Source organism: Nocardioides pelophilus (genome assembly GCF_014180685.1).
Taxonomy (GTDB): Bacteria; Actinomycetota; Actinomycetes; order Propionibacteriales; family Nocardioidaceae; genus Nocardioides; species Nocardioides pelophilus.
Genome location: NZ_JACEHF010000016.1, coordinates 17,479 through 37,112 on the forward strand (window position 1 = coordinate 17,479; position 19,634 = coordinate 37,112).

The window sequence follows — 19,634 nt, forward strand, 5'->3', positions numbered from 1 at the left end:
TCAACCAGCGGCGCTCGCACCTCAACCAGCGGCGCTCGCACCTCAACCAGCGGCGCTCGCACCTCAACCAGCGGCGGACGCACCTCAACCAGCGGCGCTCGCACCTCAACCAGCGGCGGCAGGCGTGTCTCAGTCGCCGGCGGAGGCAGACAGCCGGGTCAGCGCCTTACGGACGACGGCCGGGTCGGTCGTCATCCACATCGGCGGCAGGCTCGCCTTGAGGAAGCTGCCGTAGCGGGCGGTGACCAGCCGTGGGTCGAGAACGGCGACCACGCCCTTGTCGTCATGGGTGCGGATCAGCCGGCCGGACCCCTGCGCGAGCAGCAGCGCGGCGTGGGTGGCGGCGACCTGCATGAAGCCGTTGCCGCCGCTCTGGTCGGCCGCGCGCTGACGGGCGCTCATCAAGGGGTCGTCGGGTCGCGGGAACGGGATCCGGTCGATGATCACCAGCTGGCAGGTGTCGCCGGGGACGTCGAGCCCCTGCCACAGACCGAGGGTGCCGAACAGGCAGGTGTGGGGGTCGGCCACGAACTGCCGCGCCAGCTCGGGGAGCTGGGCGTCGCCCTGCGCGAGGGTGGTGAGGTGGGGCAGCTTCGCACGGACGTGCTCGGCCGCGGTCTCGGCCGCCCGCCGGCTCGAGAAGAGGCCGAGGGCGCGTCCGTCGGCGGCGTCGACCAGCTCGGTGATCTCGTCGAGCTGGGCCGGGCCGAGGCCGTCGCGACCCGGCTGAGGCAGGTGGCGGGCGACGTAGAGGATCGACTGCCGGGCGTAGTCGAACGGGCTGCCGACGTCGAGGCCGACCCAGGGCTCGGCGTCCTCGTCTGCCTCGGTCTCGACGTTGCCGAGCGGCACCCGCTCGGCGGGCTTGAGGCCGACCGAGGTGGCGACGGAGGTGAAGTCGCCGCCGAGCATCAAGGTGGCCGAGGTCATCACGACGGTCTTGTCGGAGAGCAGCTTGTCGCGCAGCGGACCCCACACCTGGAGCGGCGCGATGCAGAGCCGGGGTGGGAGCCGCTCGGTGCCCTCGGTCAGCCAGAGCACGTCGGAGTCGGCGTTGGCGGCCATCCGGTCGGCGGTCACGAAGACCTCCTGGACCGACCCCTTGGCCTGGGTCAGCCCGGCGTCGGCCTCGTCGCCGGCGTCGGCCTTCGGAAAGGCGCTGACCAGGGCCCGCGCGGCGTCGCGAACCAGCGCCAGCGCGTCGGCGAGATCGTCGGGGACCGTGTCGAACCGGCCGGGGTTGGCCTCACCGACGGCCGCGCGCAGCGCCACGGCGGCGTCCTCGAGGTCGCCGGCCGGTTCGCCCTTGTCGGACCGGGTGTGGCGCGCGGACCGGCGCGCGGCGCGCTCGACCTCCGACGCCCAGAGCTCGTCGGTGGCCGCCTGGGTGACCCGCGCCGTGAGCTCGTGGGCCTCGTCGATCACCACGACGTCGTACTCGGGGATCATCGGCACGCCCTCGATCGCGTCGATCGCGAGCAGGCTGTGGTTGGTGATGATGAGGTGGGACTTGTGCGCCTTCTCGCGGGCGCGCTCGGCGAAGCACTCCTCGCCGAACGGGCACTTGGTCGCGCCCAGGCACTCGCGGGCGCTGACGCTGACCTGGCGCCACTCGCGGTCGGTGTGGCGGGGCGCGGCGTCCTTCTCACCGGTGCCCTTGGCCTTGACCTCGCCCTCGGCCCACTCCCGCAGCTCGAGCACCTTCTTGCCGAGCGAGCCCTCGGGCACCTCGACCAGCACGCCCTGCTCGTCGGGCACGCCCTCGCGGATCCGGTGGAGGCAGGCGTAGTTGGAGCGCCCCTTGAGCACGGCATAGCTGGTGTCGACGCCGGTGCGCCCCTCGACGGCCTTGGTCAGCCGCGGCAGGTCACGCTCGACCAGCTGGTGCTGCAGGGCGAGGGTCGCGGTCGCGACGACGACCCGCTTGTCGTGGCGGAGCGCGGGCACGAGGTAGCCCAGCGACTTGCCCGTGCCGGTGCCGGCCTGGACCAGGAGGTGGCGGTGCTCGGTCATCGCCTCCGCGACCGCCTCGGCCATCGCGATCTGACCCGTCCGCTCCCGGCCCCCGAGCGCCTCGACAGCCGCCGCAAGCGTGGCGCGCAGCGCCTCGTGGTCGACCCCGGACATGCCCGGAACCCTAGACCGCAGGTCGGACAGGTCAGCGCCCGGGCGCGCGGGCTGTGGAGAGAGCCGGGGCGACCAGGTCGCCGAACCGCCGATGGCCCTCGGGCGTCAGGTGCAGGCCATCGTCGAGGTAGGACAGGTCGGCGTCGAGCATCGAGAGGTAGCCGACCCCGTGCGCGAGGGCGAGGCGGGCGAGCAGCGCATCCACCTCAGGTACGGCGCCCGCCCGCTCCGGCGCCGGCGCCGGGCCGACCACGAGCACCGGGCGGCCGGCGAGCTCGGACATCAGCTGCTGGAAGCCGTCGACGATCGCGCGCCGAGGCTGGTCGACGTCGTTGAGCCCGCCCTCGACTACGACCGGACCGGCCACGGACGACGTCCCCTCGGGGAGAGCACGGGCCGCGCGGGCGCCGTACGACACGTCACCGCAGGGGCTCGCGTCGCGGCTGAACCCCGACCCCGAGAACCCGTTGACGACGACCCGACCGGGGAGCCGGGTCGGCCAGCTCTCCGAGGCCCGGACGCCGAGCCCGACCGAGTAGGAGTCGCCGATCACCAGGAGCTCGTCACCGGATCCGGTCACGAGCTCCGCGCGCTCCCGGGCTGCGACGCGGAACCCCGTGCACCGGTCGGCGTCAGCGCCCGCCCGCGTCATCACCAGCAGCCCGGCCGTCACCACAGCAACGGTCAGGCCGACCGCCACGAACCATGCTCCCCGGATGCGCACGAGGAGATGGTGCGACGCTCAGGACGACCCTGTCCGGCGAATGGCCAGATCGTTGCTCAGACGGCGTACGCCGCCAGCTCGCCGGCCAGTGCCTCGGTGGCACGCCCGGCGATGCGGGTGCCGTCGGCGGTGTGCTCGAGCGAGGTGATCTCGCCGAGGCGGTGGATCTGGTCGACCAGGTCGCCGCGGGCGTAGGGCACCAGGGCGTCGAACGCCACCTGCGGTCGCGGCAGGTCAGCCTCGATGGCGGCGAGGGCATCGGCGATGCCCGCACCCGTGCGCGCGGAGACGGCCACCGAGTGAGGCTCGCGCTGCTTGAGCCGCGACACCACCATCGGGTCGGCCACGTCGACCTTGTTGATCACGATCAGCTCGGGGATGCCCGAGGCGCCGATCTCGGCGAGCACCTCGCGCACCGCGGCGATCTGGCCCTCGGGGTCGGCGTGGGAGCCGTCGACCACGTGGACGATGAGGTCGGACTCGGCGACCTCCTCGAGCGTGGAGCGGAACGCCTCCACCAGCTGGTGCGGGAGGTGGCGCACGAAGCCGACCGTGTCGCTCATCGTGTACACCCGGCCGTCGGAGGCGGTGGTGCGCCGCGTCGTCGGGTCGAGGGTCGCGAACAGCGAGTCGTCGACGAGGATCCCCGCGCCGGTGAGCTTGTTGAGGAGCGAGGACTTGCCGGCGTTGGTGTAGCCCGCGATCGCGACCGACGGCACGTGGTTGCGGTGCCGCTCCTGACGCATCGTGGACCGGGTGCCGGCCATCGCCTTCAGCTCACGACGCAGCTTGGCGATCCGGTCGTTGATGCGCCGCCGGTCGGTCTCGATCTTGGTCTCACCGGGGCCACGGCCACCGATGCCGGCGCCGCCGGCGACCCGACCGCCGACCTGGCGGGAGAGGTTGCCGCCCCAGCCGCGCAGCCGCTGCTTCATGTAGCTGAGCTGGGCCAGCTCGACCTGCGCCTTGCCCTCCTTGGACTTCGCGTGCTGGGCGAAGATGTCGAGGATCAGCGCGGTGCGGTCGACGACCTTGACCTTGATCTTGTCCTCGAGGTTGCGCAGCTGGCTGGGCGCGAGCTCGCCGTCGCAGATCACGGTGTCGGCGCCGGAGGCCTGGACGATCTCGCGGATGCCGTCGACCTTGCCGCGACCGACGTACGTCGCGGGGTCGGGGTTCTGGCGGCGCTGATAGATCGCGTCGAGCACCTCCGAGCCGGCGGTCTCGGCGAGCAGCGCGAGCTCGGCCATGGAGTTCTCGGCGTCCTCGATCGTGCCGGACGTCCAGACCCCGACCAGGACGACGCGCTCGAGGCGCAGCTGGCGGTACTCGACCTCGGTGATGTCCTCGAGCTCGGTGCGGAGGCCGGCGACCCGGCGCAGCTCGTGGCGCGCCGCAAGGTCGAGCTCACCGGCGGTGAGCTCTTCGGGGTCGGCACCGTCGAGGTCGGCGTAGCCCGACTCGAAGTCGTCGGCCTCGTCGAAGTCGTCGGCTTCCCAGCCGGTCGTCTGCGCGAGCTCGGAGTCGAGGGAGAATTCTTCTGCGTGGTTCGTCATAGGTCTGTCCAGGGTAACCACGCAGCGCGCCGAAGGCTTCCCGATTAATCCTCGGTGGTCACCCGCTCGAGCGCAGCGGCGAGCTCGACCCGCGACCGGATGCCGAGCTTGCGGTAGCAGCGGGTCAGCAGGGACTCGACGGTCTTGACCGACAAGAAGAGCTCCTCGGCGATCTCGGTGTTGCGCCGACCACCGGCCGCGGCCCGCGCCACCCCGAGCTCGGTCGGGGTGAGCACCTGCCCGTTGCGGCGACCTCCGGCGCGCTCCAGGTCGGCGCGCGCCTGCTCGGCACGGCCGGCGCAGCCGATCTCCTCGAACAGCGCGACTGCGGTCTGCAGCGCGTCCGTGGCCTGCCGCCGCATCCGCGCCCTCCGGTAGACCTTGCCCGCGGTCCACCAGGCCCGCGCCCGCTCGACGGGTTGCACCTCCACGCCCGGCGGCAGGTCGTCGAGCCCGGCCAGCATCGGGGGCACCGCCGCCGCGGCGCCCTCGAGGTCGCCACGCGCCGCGGCCAGCGCCACGCCGACCCGGGCCAGCTCCGCGACGACTGCGTGGAGGTCGATCTGCTGCGCCCGCGTCCGTACGTCGGCGAGGTACTCCTCCGCCTCGTTGAGCCGGCTGGTCTCGACCAGCACGTCGAGGACGTTCGGATGGATCATCGGGTCGGCCGGGTGCCGCCAACCGAGCATCGCGACCAGCTCGCGCACCCGCACCGACAGCTCGTAGGTCTCCTCCGTGCGGCCCGCAGCCGCCAGCGCGGCCAGCCTCCCGACGGCCCAGGTGACCTCCTGCGACGGGTCGTCGAGCGGGCCGAGGAGCTCCCGCACCTCCTCGGACCGCTCGAGCGCCCGCGCCGCGTCACCCACGTGCGCGTCCGCCGAGACCAGGACGTTGGTGAGCATGGGCAGGAACGCCGGCATCGACGCCGAGGCCACGGCGAGGCCCTCCTCGGCCCGCCTGCGCCCCTCGTCGAACCGGCACGCCCTCACCTCGAGCGACGCCAGGTAGGAGTAGATCACCGGCAGCGACAGGTCGTCGCCCGACTCCGCGGTGTCGCGGAGGATCGCCTCGAAGTTGGCCCGCGACTCCGCGAACCGGCCGCTCGTCATCTGGCGCACCGCCTCGAGCATCACCGGCCGGTAGAGCATCCGCTCGCCCGGCTCGCGGCGGTCGTGCTCGATCGCCTCGTCGAGCAGGTGCTGGAACGGCTCCGCCTGCTGGTAGCGGCTGTACGCGTACGGCACCAGCACCTCGGCGCGCAGGCGGCTCAGGCCCGGCCGGTCGGGCACCTCGGCCAGCCGGCGGTGTGCCTCGGCGTAGCTCTGCGCGACCTGATCCATCCGGCCGAGCAGCATGTCGACCTCGGCGTGCACGACGGCGCTGGCGTAGTCCTCGGGACAGAGCTCCGCGGCGTCGAGCTCACGAGCGACGGCGCGCGCGTCGTCGTACCGCTCGTCGAGGGTGTAGAGCTTGCACAGCTCCACCGTCGCCGGCCAGTACGACGGACCTGCCGGGTCCGCGCGCAGCCGGTGCAGGATCTCCTCCGCGTCGCGGGGATCGCCGTTGGTGACCAGTCGCTGGGCGAGCTCGAGCGCCCGCCGGTCCCGCGCAGCGGGGTCCTCGCTCCGTTCGACAGCGAGCTCGAGCAGCTCGGTCGCGGACAGCCACGCCGCCCGGGCCCACGCCTTGCGCGAGGCGTCGGTGAGCTCCACGGCGAGCGGCTCGTCGGGCGCGTCGTCGGCCAGCGCCCGGTGCCGGACCCGGGCCTCCTCCAACGGCTCGACGGGAGCGAGCGCCGCGTGCATGGCCACCCGCTCCTCCGGCGCCGCGCTGTCGACCGCGGCCTCGAGGTAGAGCGGGTGCAGGAAGCCGATCGACCGGCCGACCCGGATCAGCCGGCCCGCGACCGCGGGCTCGAGGTCGTCGAGCAGCTGGTCGACGTTGCGTCCCAGCGCCCTGGCCAGCCGCGACGCGGTCGGCGCCGCGCACAGCGCTGCCGCCAGCAGCGCGCTGCGGGTCGGTCGCGACAGGGCGAGCAGCCGGTCGCTCAGCAACCCCTCGAAGCTCGCGCCGGGGCCGAGCGCCCGGTGCCGGGCGAACTCCAGGGCGTGCAAGGGGTTCCCGCCCGACGCCTCCGCGACGGCGCGCAGCTCGCTGCGGGTGAGCTGGACGTCGAGGTGCTCGCGGACCACGTGGAAGAGGACGGAGATCGGCAGCGGCTCGAGCCCGATCTCGGTGTTCGGCCAGTCGGGGAGCCACTCGTCGAACGCCCGGCCCCCGGGCCGGGCCCACGCCACCACGAGGATCGGCGCACCGGCGAGCCGGGACAGGGACTGGCCCAGGGCGCCGGCGGAGGCGTCGTCGAGCCACTGGGCGTCGTCGACCAGGACGACCACCGGGCTCACCGAGGCACGCGCGTGCAGGACCCCGCGCACCGCGGCGGCCACTGCCCGCGGGTCGGCGCCGTCGCCGTCGTCGAGCAGCAGCGCGGAGCGGATCGCCGCCCGCTGCGGACCCGGCAGGGCGTCGTACTCCTCGTGCGGGACGGGGCCGAGCAGCTCGGTCAGCGCCGAGAAGGACAACCGGCGCTCGGCGATCAACGGACGGGCGGTCAGGACGGTCAGCTCGCGTCCGACCAACGCATCGCGGAACGCCACGGCCAGCGCGCTCTTGCCCATCCCGGCGGGCGCGACGACCGTCGCCGTCGCAGGCCCGGATTCCGCGAGGCGATCCACGCAAGCCAGCAAAGCGGCAAGCTCCGCCTCTCGCCCCACGACGACCCCCACGGAAGGCAGTTTGCTCCGAGTCAGGGCCTGTCACCACGAAATCTGGAGAATTCAGCCCGGGTCCCGGTCGAGGAGCCAGCCCGGCCCGATCGAGCCGCTGCCGAGGCCGACCTCCGCCAGCGCACGCCGTACGTCGGCCGCGCCGCCGGCCACGTGGAGGCCGAACGCGGTTCGCTCGCCGGGGAGTACGACGGTCGCCAGCGCACCCGAGTACGCCAGCCGCTGCGCGTGCGCGGTCACCAGCTCGGCCGCCATCGCCGGCCAGTAGTGCTCGCTCACCCAGATGTCGGTGACGTGCAGACCCGTTCCCACGGCAGCAGCGTGCTGCGGGCGGTGCGGGCGCAGCAGCGGGGAAAACCCTTCGATCCACCCCCGGACCGCCCCCGGGACGCATGAAGTGCGCTGCCGCACTTCTTGCGTATCCGCAGTTTGTGCGGTATCGTCGCCGCATGACCCAGGATCCACCGGTCGACCCGCACCCGTCCGATGTTGCGGGAGGGCCCGACAGGGAGGGGTTGGCAGGTCTGGCGGACGTACGCCGCGCTCTCGACGAAGCAGAGGGCAAGGATTCCGTCGGAGCCCTCCCCTACCTTCGGGAAGCGGCCGACCGGCTGACCGAGCTGATCGACGAGTCGATGGCGGCCGCCGTCCTGACCGGCCAGGCGTCTCTCCGGAGCGCCGGTGCCCAAGCCGGGCTGACGGAGAACGCCGTCGGACCGCGGCTGGCCCGGACCCGCACCCTCAGCGCTTACGCCGACGAGCGGGGCCGGGTGACCGCCTCGGGAGTCGAGCGGGCGAAGTACGACCTGGAGTCAGGGGTGCCGCGGCAACCGGCCGCGGCGCCGGCCCCGATGCGGTTCAAGCCGCGTCGACCCACCAAGTAGGGAGCTGTCGGCAGGCCGCTCCCGGGACGGAGTCACGATGACCCGAGCGGACCTCACCCACCTGTACTTCCTGCTCGACCGCAGCGGTTCGATGCAGTCCATCAAGACCGACACCGAGGGCGGGTTCGCCGCGTTCATCGACGAGCAGCGCAAGACCCCCGGCGAGTGCCGGGTGACGCTGGCGCAGTTCGACAACGAGTACGACGTCGTCTACTCCGACAAGGTGCTGGCCGACGTGCCGCCGCTCGACCTGCAGCCGCGCGGCTCGACCGCCCTGCTCGACGCGATGGGCCGGCTGGTCACCTCCGCGGGTGCGGAGCTCGCGGCACTGCCGGAGGACGAGCGACCGGCCACCGTCATCGTCGCCGTGATGACCGACGGCTACGAGAACGCCAGCCACGAGTGGACCCACCCGGCGATCAAGGCGCTGGTCGAGCAGCAGACCAACGACTACTCCTGGCAGTTCCTCTACATGGGCGCCGACCAGGACGCCATCGAGGTCGGGGTCTCGCTCGGCGTCAGCGCCGCGGCGTCGGTCACCTACGGCCGCGGCAAGACGCGCGAGGCGATGGCGATGAGCGCCGGCAAGGTCGGCAAGCTGCGCAAGGACCGGATGGCCGCGCACCTGGCAGGCGCGCCCGCGCCCGCGATGGAGGCCTACACCGCCGAGGAGAGGGCCACGCTCGCCGACTGATCCGGGCGCCGCGCTACTTCGGGGGCATCCGGATGCCGCCGTCGACGCGGACGACCTCGCCGTTCATGTAGGAGTTGGTGAGGCACTCCATCACCATCGACGCGAGCTCGTCGCCCGAGCCGAGGCGCTTGGGGAACAGCACGTTCTGGCCGAGGTTGGCCTTGAACGCCTCCGACGCCTCGCCCTCGCCGTAGATCGGGGTGTCGATCAGGCCGGGGGCGACGGTGTTGAGCCGGATGCCGGCGGCCGAGAGGTCGCGGGCGACCGGGAGGGTCATGCCGACGACGCCGCCCTTCGAGGCGGAGTACGACGCCTGGCCGATCTGGCCGTCGAAGGCGGCCACGCTCGCCATGTTGACGATCGCGCCGCGGCAGCCGTCCTCGTCGGGCTCGTTGAGGCTCATCGCGGTGGCGGCCTGGCGGACCATGTCGAAGGTGCCGACCAGGTTGATCGCGATCACCTTCTGGAAGGCCTCGAGCGAGTGCGCCGACTCGACCGAGCCGTCGCGGCCGATGGTGCGCTGGGCCCAGCCGATGCCGGCCGAGTTGACCACGGCACGCAGCGGGGCGATCTCGGCAGCGGTCTTGACCGCCGCGGCGATCTGCTCGGTGTTGGTGACGTCGACCTGCGCGAAGACGCCGTTGATCTCGGCAGCGAGCGCCTCGCCCTTGTCGGCCTGGAGGTCGGCGACGACGACGGTGGCCCCGCGAGCGGCGAGCTGACGGGCGCAGGCGGCGCCGATGCCCGACGCGCCGCCGGTGACGATGGCGGATGATCCGGTGAGTTCCATGCCGCGGACTCTAGCGAGGGCGGGCAGCGGCGCGAGCGGGACCACCCGTCGTGCGGATCAGTGGTCGATTCAGTGGTCGACGCGCGACGGCTCGGGGGCGCCGAGGAGGAAGCCCTGGCCGTAGGCGATGCCGAGGCGGACGAGGCAGTCGCGCTCCTGGGCGGTCTCGATGCCCTCGGCGACGACGACTGAGGAGGTCTGCTCGGCGAAGAGGAGAGCGGCGGCCACCACGGCCTGCAGCGTCGGGTCGGCGTCGATGCCGCGGACGAGCGACATGTCCAGCTTCACGAAGTCGGGTCGGAGGGTGACGACCCGCTGGATGTTGGAGAAGCCGATGCCGAAGTCGTCGATCGCGATCAGGGCGCCACGGGCGCGCAGTGCGTCGATCGCGAGCATCACCTCCGTCGTGTAGCCGACCAGGTCCGCCTCGGTGATCTCGATGACGATGCCGGTGAGGTCGGCGGGCAGCACCTCGTTCAGCTGCGGGGTCAGGAGGGCGCTGGGGCTGGTGTTCAGTCCGAGCAGTCCGACGCCGTTCCAGCCGTCCAGTGCCTTGCGGATCGCGGCCGACTCCAGCGCCGCCGACGACCCGTCGCGAGCGGCCGCGTCGAACACGTCGCGCGGGTTCTGGCCGGCGAACCGGCTGAGCGCCTCGCTCCCGATGACGGTCCCGGTGCGCAGGTCCACGACCGGCTGGTAGACCGACCGCAGTGCCTCCACCATCGGGTTCAGGTCGCTGTGCCGGGTCACCACCGTGGAGGTCCCGTCCGCGTCGACCGCGATCCGGTTCCGGCCGTTGTGCTTGGCGTGGTACAGCGCGCGGTCGGCTCGGGCCACCAGGGTGCCCGGGGTCTCGACGCCGTCCCAGGTCGCGAGCCCGATCGAGCACGTCTGACCGTGGGTCACCGACCGCCGCATGTGGTCGAGCAGCGCCACCGCCTCGTCCGTCGACGCGGCGGGGATCAGGGCGGTGAACTCCTCGCCGCCGAACCTCGCGAGGAAGCCCCGTCCGTGCAGGATCGACGCCCACGCGGCGGACGTCTCCTTGAGGACCAGGTCGCCCTTCAGGTGGCCGAAGGTGTCGTTGAACAGCTTGAAGTTGTCCATGTCGAGCACCGCCGCCGTCAGCGGGGTGCCCTCCTCGCGGGCGAGCGCACAGGCGCGCGAGAGCTCGTGGTCCCACGTACGACGGTTCGGGATGCCGGTGAGGCCGTCCTTGCGGGCGAGCGCGGCCAGCTGGACCGCTTTGCGTTGGAGGTCCTTCACCAGGTCGCCGAGCCGGAGCACCACGAGGACCGCGGCGACACAGCCGCCGACGAACACCACCCACGTGCCGTGGTCGACGCCCGTCAGGAAGGCGACCTGGTTGGTCAGCGGCGCCAGCATCAGCGCGAGGCCGAGCAGCACCATCCGCGTGACGGTGATCCGGGGCGGTCGATCGAGCGTCGGCTCGGAGAGCAGGTGGGCGGACGGATGGAGCGCAGCGAACCCGAGCCCGACGTAGGACATCAGGTAGGCGTAGTCGATCCAGGACGGGTACGCCGCCTCGTTGACCACGCTCGCGACGTAGACCAGGTCGGCGACCAGCAGCGCCAAGATCGCCACGACCAGCGTCCAGAGGGCGTCGTTGCGCACGACGCCGGCCGTGAACAGGCCCACCGCCAGCGCGAGCACCAGCAGGTCCCCGGCGGGGTACGCCGCCGCGACGACCTGGCTCAGCAGGGTCGATCCGCCGTTGGCCGCTGCCGGCCCGACGAAGAAGACCGTCCCGACGACGGTCAGGCCGGTCGTGAAGATCGCGGCGTCCAGGAAGGCGGCGCGGTCGCGACCTCGGCGCTGCTTGCGGATCAGCCACAGCAGGCCCACCGCCAGTGCGGGGTACTGCGCCAGGTAGGCCACGTCGGCCACCGAGGGGAACGGCTCGATGTGCAGCACGTCCTCGAAGAGCGTGAACAGCGAGTCACCGATCAGGCACATCACCTGCCCGACCGCGAACGCCCACCAGATGCGTCGTCGCGCGGGCGGCATCCGCCACGCCGCAACCACTGACAGCAGCGTGCCGTACAGCCCACCCAGCAGGTAGACGACAGAGCCCGCGGCGGTGTCGATCAACACGCCGAACAGCGCGATGATCAACAGCCCTCCCCCGAGCGCGATGTACGCCCAGCGAGCACTCCCCATGGCACTCATGTGCTTCCCTCCCGACCGCCCACCAGTCGGACGGCCACAGCACCTCCCAGTGCCGCTCTCGATGGTCGCAGCGGTCCCGACCGCCCGTCCCGGAAACGAGGGGCCTTGGGACCAAAGTCCCTGGTCGACCTACAGGCTGGTGGTGCCCGCCGCGACGAGGACGGCGGGTCCGGTCATGAGGATCCGGTCGTCGGCCGTCCAGCTGATCCGCAGCGTGCCGCCCGGGAGGTCGATCCGGTAGTCGGTGTCGCGGGGCGCTCGGTCGGCGAGGGCGGCGGCCACCATCACGGCGCAGGCACCGGTGCCGCACGAGCGGGTCTCGCCCGAGCCGCGCTCGTGCACCCGCATCGCGACGTGGCCCGGCCCCCGTCGTACGACGAACTCGACGTTGACCCCGTCCGGGTAGATCTCCTCGCGGTACGCCGGCGGGTCGGTCAGCGGACCGACGTCGGCCAGGTCCTCGACGAACGCCACCGCGTGCGGGTTGCCCATGCCGACGTGGAGGGCGGTCCACTCCCGCTCGATCCCGGCGACCTCGACCCAGACCTCGGTCTCCTCCAGCACCTTCGGCGAACCCATGTCGACGGTGATCTCGCCCTCGGCCACGCCGCCGGCGAAGGTCAGGGTCTTCACGCCGTCGCGGCTGCCGATCGGCACCGGACCGGTCGGATCGACGAGCCCCTCGAGCGCGAGGTGGCGCGCGAACACCCGGATCCCGTTGCCGCACATCTCCGAGAGCGACCCGTCGGCGTTGCGGTAGTCCATGAACCACTCGGCCTGCTGACCCCGACCCGCGTCGATGGCGGCGGTCCGGATCACCCGCAGCACGCCGTCGCCGCCGATCCCGGCCCGGCGGTCGCACAGCGCGCGCACCCGCTCGGCGCCGAGCTCGCCGTGCACCGTGCCGTCGTGGTCGGGCAGCAGCACGAAGTCGTTCTGCGTGCCGTGCCCCTTGAGGAAGGCGTACGGGTCTCGTGACGGTCGCTGCGCGACCTCCTCGACCGACGAGGTCTCAGCGCTGCTCATAGAGACCCCTCTCGTAGCTCGCGCCGTAGTACTCGTCGAGCTCGGCGATGCTCTGGTCCGGCTTCTCCAGCTGGTGGGAGAGGACCGCCCGGCGGGGGACGATGCCATCGGGGTCCCAGGTCTGGGGATCCCACAGCTTCGACCGCAGGAACGCCTTCGCGCAGTGGAAGAAGATGGTGTCGATGTCGACGACCACCGCGAGCAGCGGGCGGTGTCCCTTGACGACCATCGCGTCGAAGAACGGCGCCTCGCTGACCAGCCGCGCCCGGCCGTTGATGCGGAGGGTGTCGCCACGACCCGGGATCAGGAAGTTCAGGCCGACCCGCGGATTGGCGAGGATGTTGCGGTAGCCGTCGGCCCGCCGGTTGCCGGGCCGCTCGGCGATCGCGATCGTCGTGGCGTCGACGACGTGGGCCAGCATCCCGGCCGGGTCGCCCTTCGGCGAGACGTCGAGGTTGCCGTCGGCGTCAGCGGTCGCGACGAAGCAGAACGGGGAGGCCGCCAGCCAGTCGCGGTCGACGTCGGTCAGCTCGGACCGCTCCTTGGCCACCGCCGCCGCCGCGGGCTCGCCGAGCAGCGCGCTCAGCTCGTCGGCGGTGGTGATCTCGGTCCAGGCGGTCACTGCTCAAGGGTAGAGGGTGGCCTTGGTTTCGAGGCTCCTCGCTGCGCTCGTCGCACCTCAACCAGCGGCGGCACACCGACGGTTCGCATGGACCCCGCCGCTGGTTGAGGTGCGAGCGCAAGCACAGCCCGCCGCTGGTTGAGGTGCGAGCGCAAGCACAGCCCGCCGCTGGTTGAGGTGCGAGCGCACCGCAGCCCCGCCGCTGGTTGAGGTGCGAGCGCAGCGAGCCTCGAAACCAAGGCACTCAGGCGCGGTCCTCGGTCAGGGGACCGACGAAGCGGTAGCGGGCGGCGATGAACGCCTTGTTCTGCGTCGCCTCGACCAGCTCGAGGTCGAGGCGGCGCGGCAGGATCGGGCGGCCGGCGCCGAGGGTGACGGGCGCGATGTAGGTGACCACCTCGTCGAGCAGGCCCGCGTCGGCGAACTGGCCGACCAGGTCTCCCCCGCCGACCACCCACAGGTCCGTGCCACCCGCGGCGGCCACCATGGCGTCGTACACCTCCTGGACGCTTCCGGTCGCGAACCGCACGTCCGCTCCTTCGACGGACGGCAGCGGCAGGTCCCGGTGGGTCATCACCCAGGCGGGCATCGGGTAGAACCACTTGTCGGGCTCGTGGTTCAGGATCCACTCGTACGTCGTGGAGCCCATCACGATCGCTCCGATGTCCTTGATGAACTCCTCGTAGTTGAGCGGGCCCTGCTCGTCCTGGTCCTGCCGGAACAGCCAGTCGAGCGAGTCGTCGGGATCGGCGATGTAGCCGTCGAGCGTGGTCGCCGTGTAGTAGGTCAGCTTTGTCATGCCCCTGCCCCCGCGTCCTCGCCGCGCTTGGCGCGCAGCCAACTGATCGGGTCGCCGTCGCCAAACAATGCAGGGTCGACGCCGGCGCCGCGCAGCATCTGCCGCACCAGCTGGCGCCGGTGGGACGCGAAGGTCAGCACGTGGGCGACGACGCTCCCCATCTGGAAGCTCTCGGGCGGGTCGCAGAGCGCGTCGATCAAGCGGTCGTCCCAGGCTCCGCGGCTCTCGGTGTCGCGGACGAAGCCCAGCCAGCGCGCGGCGACCGCGTCGTGCCGCTCGAGCAGGGTGGCGGGGTCGTCGCCCCGGTCCTGCGGGAAGTCGGTGCCCTCGATCGCCGCGAGCCACACCTCCTTGGTGAACACCTGGTGCTCGAGGACGTTGACGATGGAGGAGTCCTCGCCGTCCCAGCGGAGCACCGTGTGGGCGGGGAACCGCTCCTTGCGGTACTCCTCGTCCGGCAGGCCCTTGGCGATCTCGAGCAGTCGGCGGGTGTCGTCGAGGTCGTGCCCGACGAGCTGTTCGGTCAGTGGGTTCATCGGCTGCTCCGTGGTGTGCACCCACAGCGACATGGGCGGATGGAAGTGGATGCCGTTCCTCGCCGGCAGCCAGTGAGTGGTCGCGGGCGAGCTCGGGGGGCGGCCGAACGCGCGGGTGAAGGCGCGGCTGAAGCCCTCGACGGACCCGTAGCCCGCCGCCCACGCCGCGTCGGTGACGCTCGTCCCCTGCTGGATCTGCCACGCCGCCCGCTCGAGCATCACCCGCCGCCGCATCGCGACCGGCGCCTCGTAGGCGTTGCGGGAGAGCAGCCGGTTGAAGTGGTACGGCGACGCGTAGGCGCCGCCCGCCATCTCGTCGAGCGTGTGGTGGTCCTCGTCGAGCACGGCGTCGAGCAGCTCGCGCAGTCGGTCGCGCGGAGTGTCGGCCATGCAGACAGTCTCACCCGGGATCGCCGGTCGGCGCCTGACCGTTCTTGCTCCGCTCCGTTGGTCGAGGAGGTTGCGCAGCAGCCGTCACGAGACCTGCGGCGGAAACGGGTCTCGTGACGCTCGCCAGAGCGAGCTCCTCGACCTACGAGCTCCCGACCGAAGCAATCGCGGCAAGGGCCTGGTCGACGCGGTCGGGGGCGTCGTGCTCGATCCAGGTGATCCGGGGGTCGTCCTTCCACCAGGCCAGCTGGCGGCGGGCGAACTGGCGGGTGGCGATCACGGTGCGCTCGCGGGCCTCGTCGAGGGTCAGCTCGCCGGCCAGGTGCGCGATCACCTGCTGGTAGCCGATCGCCCGCGACGCCGTACGGCCCTCGGCGAGACCGTCGTCGAGCAGCCGGCGCACCTCGTCGACCAGGCCCGCCTCGAACATCTCGGCGACCCGCTGCTCCACCCGTTGCTCGAGCAGCTCGCGGTCGATCCGGATGCCGATCTGGACCGTGGCGGGATCGACGTACTCCTGCTGCGGGAGGGTCGCCGAGAACGGCCGGCCGGTGAGCTCGATGACCTCCAGCGCCCGCACGATCCGGCGGCCGTTGTCGGGCAGGATCCGGGCCGCGGCGTCGGGGTCGCGCTCGGCGAGGAGGGTGTGCAGCGCCGGCGCACCGCGGACGGCGAGCTCGGCCTCCCACCGGGCGCGCAGCTCCGGGTCGGTGCCCGGGAACTCGAAGCGGTCGAGCACGGCCCGGGTGTAGAGCGCCGAGCCGCCGACCAGCACCGGCGACTTCCCGGCGGCACGCAGCGCCGCCATCACCTCCCGGGCCCAGCCCTGGAACTCCGCCACCGTCGCCGGGTCGCGCACCGACAGCACGTCGAGCAGGTGGTGCGGGATCCCGCGGCGCTCAGCGATCGGCAGCTTCGCCGTACCGATGTCCATGCCGCGGTAGAGCTGCATCGCGTCGGTGTTGACGATCTCGCCGTGCAGCCGCTCCGCGAGATCGAGCGACAGGCCGGTCTTGCCGGCTGCGGTCGGCCCGACGATCGCGACGATCGGGGTCACCGACCGGGGGGCGCCGCGCTCGTCCATGGGCGCAGTCTGCCAACCGGTATAGGTTGGATCGGACGCGCCCCACCGCGGGGCCGGCCATCCAGCAAGGGGTTTCTCGTGGGCTTCTTCGACAGCGTGAAGAGCAAGGTGACCAAGGCGGTCGACAGCTCGGGCGACAAGATCGGCGACGGCCTCGACAAGGCCGCCGACCTCGTCGACGACAAGACCGGCGGCAAGCACAGCGACCAGATCGACAAGGGTGCCGACAAGGCCAAGGACGTCCTCGACGGGCTCGACGGCAAGAACGACGACATCCGCTGAGGTCGCGCCCCGCTCCGGACCAACCCGCCAGCTCACGGACGAACCGACGAAAGGCCCACCTCCCTTGACCGTGCAGGACCCCGAGACCGGCGCCGAGCGCTTCGTGGTGGTCCCGGCGTCGTACGTCTTCTTCCTGCGGTCGGACGGTGCGGCCGGCACGGAGGTGCTGCTGCAGCTGCGCCGCGGCACGGGCTACATGGACGACCACTGGGCAGCGGCCGCCGCCGGCCACGTCGAGCGGGGCGAGAGCGCCGCGGCTGCGGCGGCGCGCGAGGCGGCCGAGGAGGTCGACCTCACCGACGTCGAGCTGGAGTTCCTGACCTCGATGCAGCGCACCGCCCACGACCTGCCGATCGACGAGCGGATCGACTTCTTCTTCGCCGCGCGCTCGTGGAGCGGGGAGCCGCGCATCGTCGAGCCCGCCAAGTGCGCCGACCTGCGCTGGTTCCCGCTCGACGCCCTGCCCGACCCGGTGGTGCCGCACGAGCTCACCGTGCTCGAGGCGCTGCGGGAGGGCGTCGTACCGCCGCTGACGCAGTTCGGGTTCGATCGCTAGCGGCTGAGCGGCCCTGGTGCGTCCGACGTGGCGTGCCAGTCGTTGTCGCGGACGATCGCGCGCAGCTGGGCCTCGGCCCGGGTGGCGACCGGGTTGGAGCCGCTGCGGACGGCGAGATCGACGAGTGCGGCGAGGTCGGCGCAGCGGGCGAGGTCGGTCGCCTCGGCGGCGGCGGTGCCGAAGCGGGACGTCCAGGACGCGAGCACCCCGGCCTGGTAGGCGGGCTCGCGGTCGAAGCGGAGCAGGTTGCCGAGGTCGGTGAAGGGGTGGCCGCTGTGCGCGAACTCCCAGTCGAGCACGCCGGTGACTGCCAAGGTGTCCGGGTCGAGGAGCAGGTTCTTCGGGTTGAGGTCGGAGTGCACGAGGCTGGTGCGGTCGACGGAGTCGAGCCGGGCCTGCGCGCGCCCGGCGATCGTCGTGAGCCGGTCGAGGTCGCCCGCCGACCAGTCCTGACGCTCGAGGCCGGCCCGGTTCCGTTCGACCCAGCCCGGGAGGTCGATCTCGAACGGTTCGATGGTCAGCTCGCCGTCGGCGAACCTGCCGCCCCGCAGCGTCGGCATCCCCGCCAGTACGGTGGCGACCTCTCCCACGCCTTCACCGAGCCGGCGCAGCCCTGCGTCGTCGAGCGTCGGCAGCAGCAGGTCTCCCCGCGTGCCCGGCAGCAGCTCGGTGACGAGGAGCGCCGGTGTGCCCGCGTCGGGGTCGGCTCGTCGTACCTCCCGGACCTGCGGCACCGGGAGCAGCCCGCGCACCAGCCGCAGCAGCGACGCGGCGATCTCGGCCGCGTGCGCGGGGTGCCGCGGGTCCGCGTAGATGCGTACGACGGTCCGCTCCCCGCCCGCCTCGGCCAGGAACGTCTCACCGGACCAGCCGCCGTCCAGCGGCGTCAGCGACGCGCCGGCGGCGAGGAAAGGGTCCATCAGCCGAGGAGCCGGGTCTCGAGGCGGGTCTCGACCGCCCCGTCCGGGCCACGCTCGACGAGGTAGGCGGCCTTGCCCTTCCGCTCGGTCAGCGCCTCCACGAACTCGGTGCCGCGGTAGTGCACCCCGACCCCGTCGTCGGTCGCGTAGCCGGCGGGGAGGGTGCCGTCGGCGATCAGCGACTGGAAGAGCGGCCGCCGCTGCTCCTCAGAGTCGTAGTGGACGCCGTTGGAGAAGGGCACCAGCGCGAGCCCGTTGGTGATCGGTCGCAGGTCCGGGCCGAACGAGTCGGTCGTGCCGCCGACGTGCCAGCAGATCGACCCGGCCGAAACTCCGGTCAGCACGACACCGGCCTCCCACGCCTCGCGCATCAGGTCGTCCACCCCGTGCAGCTGCCACATCGCGAGCAGGCCGGCGACGCTGCCGCCCCACACCCAGATCACGTCCTGGCCGAGCAGGAGCTCGCGCATGTCGTCGACGTTGGGCATCGTGAAGAGCTGCAGGTGGGTGCCGTGGAAGCCGGCCTCCTGCGCCATGTCGTAGAAGTCGCGCACCACCTGCGGGTTGTCGCCGCAGGCGGTGGCGAGGAAGCACACCCGCGGCGCCCGGCCGGACACGCCCGACAGCTCGACCGCGTAGTCGGTCAGCGGTCCGACCGACCACCGGATCCGGTCGCTGGGCACGGCGCCACCGGAGGTGGCCAGGATCGTGGGAGCGTCAGCAGGCACCTGTCGATCCTGCCACCCGGGGGCCGCGCAGCGCTCCTGCATGCTGTCAAGCAGGGCAGCGTGCCTGCTTGACGTCCTGCAGGCTGCTGCCGCCTGGCGGACCCTGCGTGCTGTCAAGCAGGACACCTTGGCTGCTTGACGTCCTGCAGGCTGCCGCCTGGGCGGGGCCCCTGCGCGCTGTCAAGCAGGACACCCTGGCTGCTTGACGTCCTGCAAGGTGCGGATCCGAGAACCCCACGGCCGCCGCCTCGCCGTCCTCGCCGCCCTCGTCCAGCTCACTGCTGCTCGATCCCGGTGGTCGAGACGCGGATCGCTTCCAGGCGTCGGCTGAGCAGCCGGTGGGCGTCGTCGAACGACGATCGCGGCACCGAGAGGATCAGGTCCGCGCGGAGTCCGTCCGCCAGCGCGCCCAGCTCGAGCACGTCCTGATCCGAGACGTCCGTGCCGAGCCAGCTCGTGGTCCGATCCCGCATCACCTCGCGCTCGAGCTCACGGGTCGCGACGATCGCGGCAGCGGGGTCCGGGTTCCCGCGCGCAAGCTCGCCGCGGGCGAGCTCGACCAGCGCCGCCCACACCCTGAGCCCGTGCACCTCCTCCGCCGAGCGCGGAAGCGCGGGCACCGGCGGGTCCTCGAGAAGTGCCGCCTGCACCCAGCCGGCCCATCGATCCGCGAAGGCCACCACCGTCAGCTGAAGGATCCGGCGCCGCGTCCCGCCCGAGGACCAGAGCCGCTCGCTCAGCGCCTGCCTCGTCACGCCCATCCACCGCGCCAGCGCGCTGACGTTCAGCGCATCCACGCTCCGATCGCGCAGGAGCGCGACCGCCCCGTCGGCGAGCATCTCGTCGAGGCGGGCGGAGTCTGGCCGGACGAAGGGAGACACGACGACAGGTTGCCATCGCAGGCCGGCCTCCCCAGCTCTCCATCCACAGCCCCCCGCCC

The 19,634-nt window shown here is 72.3% G+C and carries 19 protein-coding genes; 4 read left to right on the plus strand and 15 right to left on the minus strand.

All coding sequences use genetic code 11. The features are described from left to right. Positions 1 to 129: 129 nt before the first annotated feature. From H0488_RS05420 to H0488_RS05440, 5 genes are read right to left on the minus strand one after another with little or no spacing between them, the layout of a single operon-like run. Positions 130 to 2,127, minus strand: coding sequence for an ATP-dependent DNA helicase (locus H0488_RS05420; protein ID WP_183098267.1), 1,998 nt, complete (start codon positions 2,125 to 2,127; stop codon positions 130 to 132). A gap of 31 nt (positions 2,128 to 2,158) precedes the next feature. After that, positions 2,159 to 2,851 (minus strand): SGNH/GDSL hydrolase family protein, encoded by a 693-nt coding sequence (locus H0488_RS05425; RefSeq protein WP_183098268.1) that lies wholly within the window; start codon positions 2,849 to 2,851, stop codon positions 2,159 to 2,161. A gap of 56 nt (positions 2,852 to 2,907) precedes the next feature. Beyond that, positions 2,908 to 4,407 (minus strand): GTPase HflX, encoded by a 1,500-nt coding sequence (gene hflX, locus H0488_RS05430; protein WP_183098269.1) that lies wholly within the window; start codon positions 4,405 to 4,407, stop codon positions 2,908 to 2,910. Positions 4,408 to 4,451: 44 nt separating this feature from the next. After that, positions 4,452 to 7,193 carry a helix-turn-helix transcriptional regulator gene (locus tag H0488_RS05435; RefSeq protein WP_183098270.1) on the minus strand — a complete coding sequence of 914 codons (2,742 nt, stop codon included), beginning with the start codon at positions 7,191 to 7,193 and terminating at the stop codon, positions 4,452 to 4,454. 51 nt (positions 7,194 to 7,244) lie between these two features. Next, positions 7,245 to 7,505, minus strand: a complete 261-nt coding sequence (locus H0488_RS05440; protein WP_183098271.1) for a hypothetical protein — start codon at positions 7,503 to 7,505, stop codon at positions 7,245 to 7,247. A 137-nt stretch (positions 7,506 to 7,642) separates the two neighbouring features. On the opposite strand from H0488_RS05440, the gene H0488_RS05445 reads away from it, so the two are divergent. Both H0488_RS05445 and H0488_RS05450 read left to right on the plus strand, forming a co-directional pair. Further along, positions 7,643 to 8,077 carry a hypothetical protein gene (locus H0488_RS05445; RefSeq protein ID WP_220794227.1) on the plus strand — a complete coding sequence of 145 codons (435 nt, stop codon included), beginning with the start codon at positions 7,643 to 7,645 and terminating at the stop codon, positions 8,075 to 8,077. A gap of 37 nt (positions 8,078 to 8,114) precedes the next feature. Beyond that, positions 8,115 to 8,771 carry a vWA domain-containing protein gene (locus tag H0488_RS05450; RefSeq protein WP_183098272.1) on the plus strand — a complete coding sequence of 219 codons (657 nt, stop codon included), beginning with the start codon at positions 8,115 to 8,117 and terminating at the stop codon, positions 8,769 to 8,771. Between the two features lie 13 nt (positions 8,772 to 8,784). Here H0488_RS05450 and H0488_RS05455 read toward each other — a convergent pair whose 3' ends face one another. The 7 genes from H0488_RS05455 to miaA all read right to left on the minus strand — a co-directional run bounded on the left by H0488_RS05455 (position 8,785) and on the right by miaA (position 16,208). Continuing rightward, positions 8,785 to 9,561, minus strand: coding sequence for an SDR family NAD(P)-dependent oxidoreductase (locus H0488_RS05455; RefSeq protein ID WP_183098273.1), 777 nt, complete (start codon positions 9,559 to 9,561; stop codon positions 8,785 to 8,787). A 69-nt stretch (positions 9,562 to 9,630) separates the two neighbouring features. After that, positions 9,631 to 11,751, minus strand: a complete 2,121-nt coding sequence (locus H0488_RS05460; protein ID WP_183098274.1) for a GGDEF domain-containing protein — start codon at positions 11,749 to 11,751, stop codon at positions 9,631 to 9,633. A gap of 129 nt (positions 11,752 to 11,880) precedes the next feature. Beyond that, positions 11,881 to 12,777 (minus strand): diaminopimelate epimerase, encoded by an 897-nt coding sequence (gene dapF, locus H0488_RS05465; RefSeq protein WP_183098275.1) that lies wholly within the window; start codon positions 12,775 to 12,777, stop codon positions 11,881 to 11,883. After that, entirely contained in the window at positions 12,764 to 13,399 is a 636-nt protein-coding gene (locus H0488_RS05470) for a pyridoxamine 5'-phosphate oxidase family protein (RefSeq protein ID WP_183098276.1), read from the minus strand. The genes dapF and H0488_RS05470 overlap by 14 nt, the downstream gene beginning before the upstream one ends. Positions 13,400 to 13,643: 244 nt before the next feature. Continuing rightward, complete coding sequence (locus tag H0488_RS05475) at positions 13,644 to 14,198, minus strand: dihydrofolate reductase family protein (RefSeq protein ID WP_183098277.1); 555 nt, start codon at positions 14,196 to 14,198, stop codon at positions 13,644 to 13,646. Beyond that, complete coding sequence (locus H0488_RS05480) at positions 14,195 to 15,124, minus strand: helix-turn-helix domain-containing protein (RefSeq protein WP_183098278.1); 930 nt, start codon at positions 15,122 to 15,124, stop codon at positions 14,195 to 14,197. Before H0488_RS05480 ends, H0488_RS05475 begins: the two co-directional genes overlap by 4 nt. Before the next feature lie 142 nt (positions 15,125 to 15,266). Then, positions 15,267 to 16,208 carry a tRNA (adenosine(37)-N6)-dimethylallyltransferase MiaA gene (gene miaA, locus H0488_RS05485; RefSeq protein ID WP_183098279.1) on the minus strand — a complete coding sequence of 314 codons (942 nt, stop codon included), beginning with the start codon at positions 16,206 to 16,208 and terminating at the stop codon, positions 15,267 to 15,269. 96 nt (positions 16,209 to 16,304) lie between these two features. Between miaA and H0488_RS23930 the strand changes: the two genes are divergently transcribed. Both H0488_RS23930 and H0488_RS05495 read left to right on the plus strand, forming a co-directional pair. Continuing rightward, positions 16,305 to 16,490: an antitoxin gene (locus tag H0488_RS23930; RefSeq protein WP_376768454.1), complete on the plus strand. Its 186-nt coding sequence runs from the start codon at positions 16,305 to 16,307 to the stop codon at positions 16,488 to 16,490. A 70-nt stretch (positions 16,491 to 16,560) separates the two neighbouring features. Continuing rightward, complete coding sequence (locus tag H0488_RS05495; protein WP_183098293.1) at positions 16,561 to 17,046, plus strand: NUDIX domain-containing protein; 486 nt, start codon at positions 16,561 to 16,563, stop codon at positions 17,044 to 17,046. On the opposite strand, the gene H0488_RS05500 is transcribed toward H0488_RS05495, so the two are convergent. The 3 genes from H0488_RS05500 to H0488_RS05510 form a co-directional block, all read right to left on the minus strand. Then, positions 17,043 to 17,966, minus strand: a complete 924-nt coding sequence (locus tag H0488_RS05500) for a phosphotransferase family protein (protein WP_183098281.1) — start codon at positions 17,964 to 17,966, stop codon at positions 17,043 to 17,045. The genes H0488_RS05495 and H0488_RS05500 overlap by 4 nt on opposite strands. Beyond that, complete coding sequence (locus H0488_RS05505) at positions 17,966 to 18,694, minus strand: Type 1 glutamine amidotransferase-like domain-containing protein (protein WP_183098282.1); 729 nt, start codon at positions 18,692 to 18,694, stop codon at positions 17,966 to 17,968. Before H0488_RS05505 ends, H0488_RS05500 begins: the two co-directional genes overlap by 1 nt. Before the next feature lie 275 nt (positions 18,695 to 18,969). After that, positions 18,970 to 19,575 carry a hypothetical protein gene (locus H0488_RS05510; RefSeq protein ID WP_183098283.1) on the minus strand — a complete coding sequence of 202 codons (606 nt, stop codon included), beginning with the start codon at positions 19,573 to 19,575 and terminating at the stop codon, positions 18,970 to 18,972. Between the last annotated feature and the right edge of the window lie 59 nt (positions 19,576 to 19,634).

What these genes read in the sequence shown, in the direction of transcription:
- H0488_RS05420 (WP_183098267.1), bottom strand. Translation starts at nt 2,127, where the DNA reads ATGTCCGGGGTCGACCACGAGGCGCTGCGCGCCACGCTTGCGGCGGCT.
- hflX (WP_183098269.1), bottom strand. Translation starts at nt 4,407, where the DNA reads ATGACGAACCACGCAGAAGAATTCTCCCTCGACTCCGAGCTCGCGCAG.
- H0488_RS05445 (WP_220794227.1), top strand. Translation starts at nt 7,643, where the DNA reads ATGACCCAGGATCCACCGGTCGACCCGCACCCGTCCGATGTTGCGGGA.
- H0488_RS05450 (WP_183098272.1), top strand. Translation starts at nt 8,115, where the DNA reads ATGACCCGAGCGGACCTCACCCACCTGTACTTCCTGCTCGACCGCAGC.
- H0488_RS05455 (WP_183098273.1), bottom strand. Translation starts at nt 9,561, where the DNA reads ATGGAACTCACCGGATCATCCGCCATCGTCACCGGCGGCGCGTCGGGC.
- H0488_RS05460 (WP_183098274.1), bottom strand. Translation starts at nt 11,751, where the DNA reads ATGAGTGCCATGGGGAGTGCTCGCTGGGCGTACATCGCGCTCGGGGGA.
- dapF (WP_183098275.1), bottom strand. Translation starts at nt 12,777, where the DNA reads ATGAGCAGCGCTGAGACCTCGTCGGTCGAGGAGGTCGCGCAGCGACCG.
- H0488_RS05475 (WP_183098277.1), bottom strand. Translation starts at nt 14,198, where the DNA reads ATGACAAAGCTGACCTACTACACGGCGACCACGCTCGACGGCTACATC.
- H0488_RS05480 (WP_183098278.1), bottom strand. Translation starts at nt 15,124, where the DNA reads ATGGCCGACACTCCGCGCGACCGACTGCGCGAGCTGCTCGACGCCGTG.
- miaA (WP_183098279.1), bottom strand. Translation starts at nt 16,208, where the DNA reads ATGGACGAGCGCGGCGCCCCCCGGTCGGTGACCCCGATCGTCGCGATC.
- H0488_RS05500 (WP_183098281.1), bottom strand. Translation starts at nt 17,966, where the DNA reads ATGGACCCTTTCCTCGCCGCCGGCGCGTCGCTGACGCCGCTGGACGGC.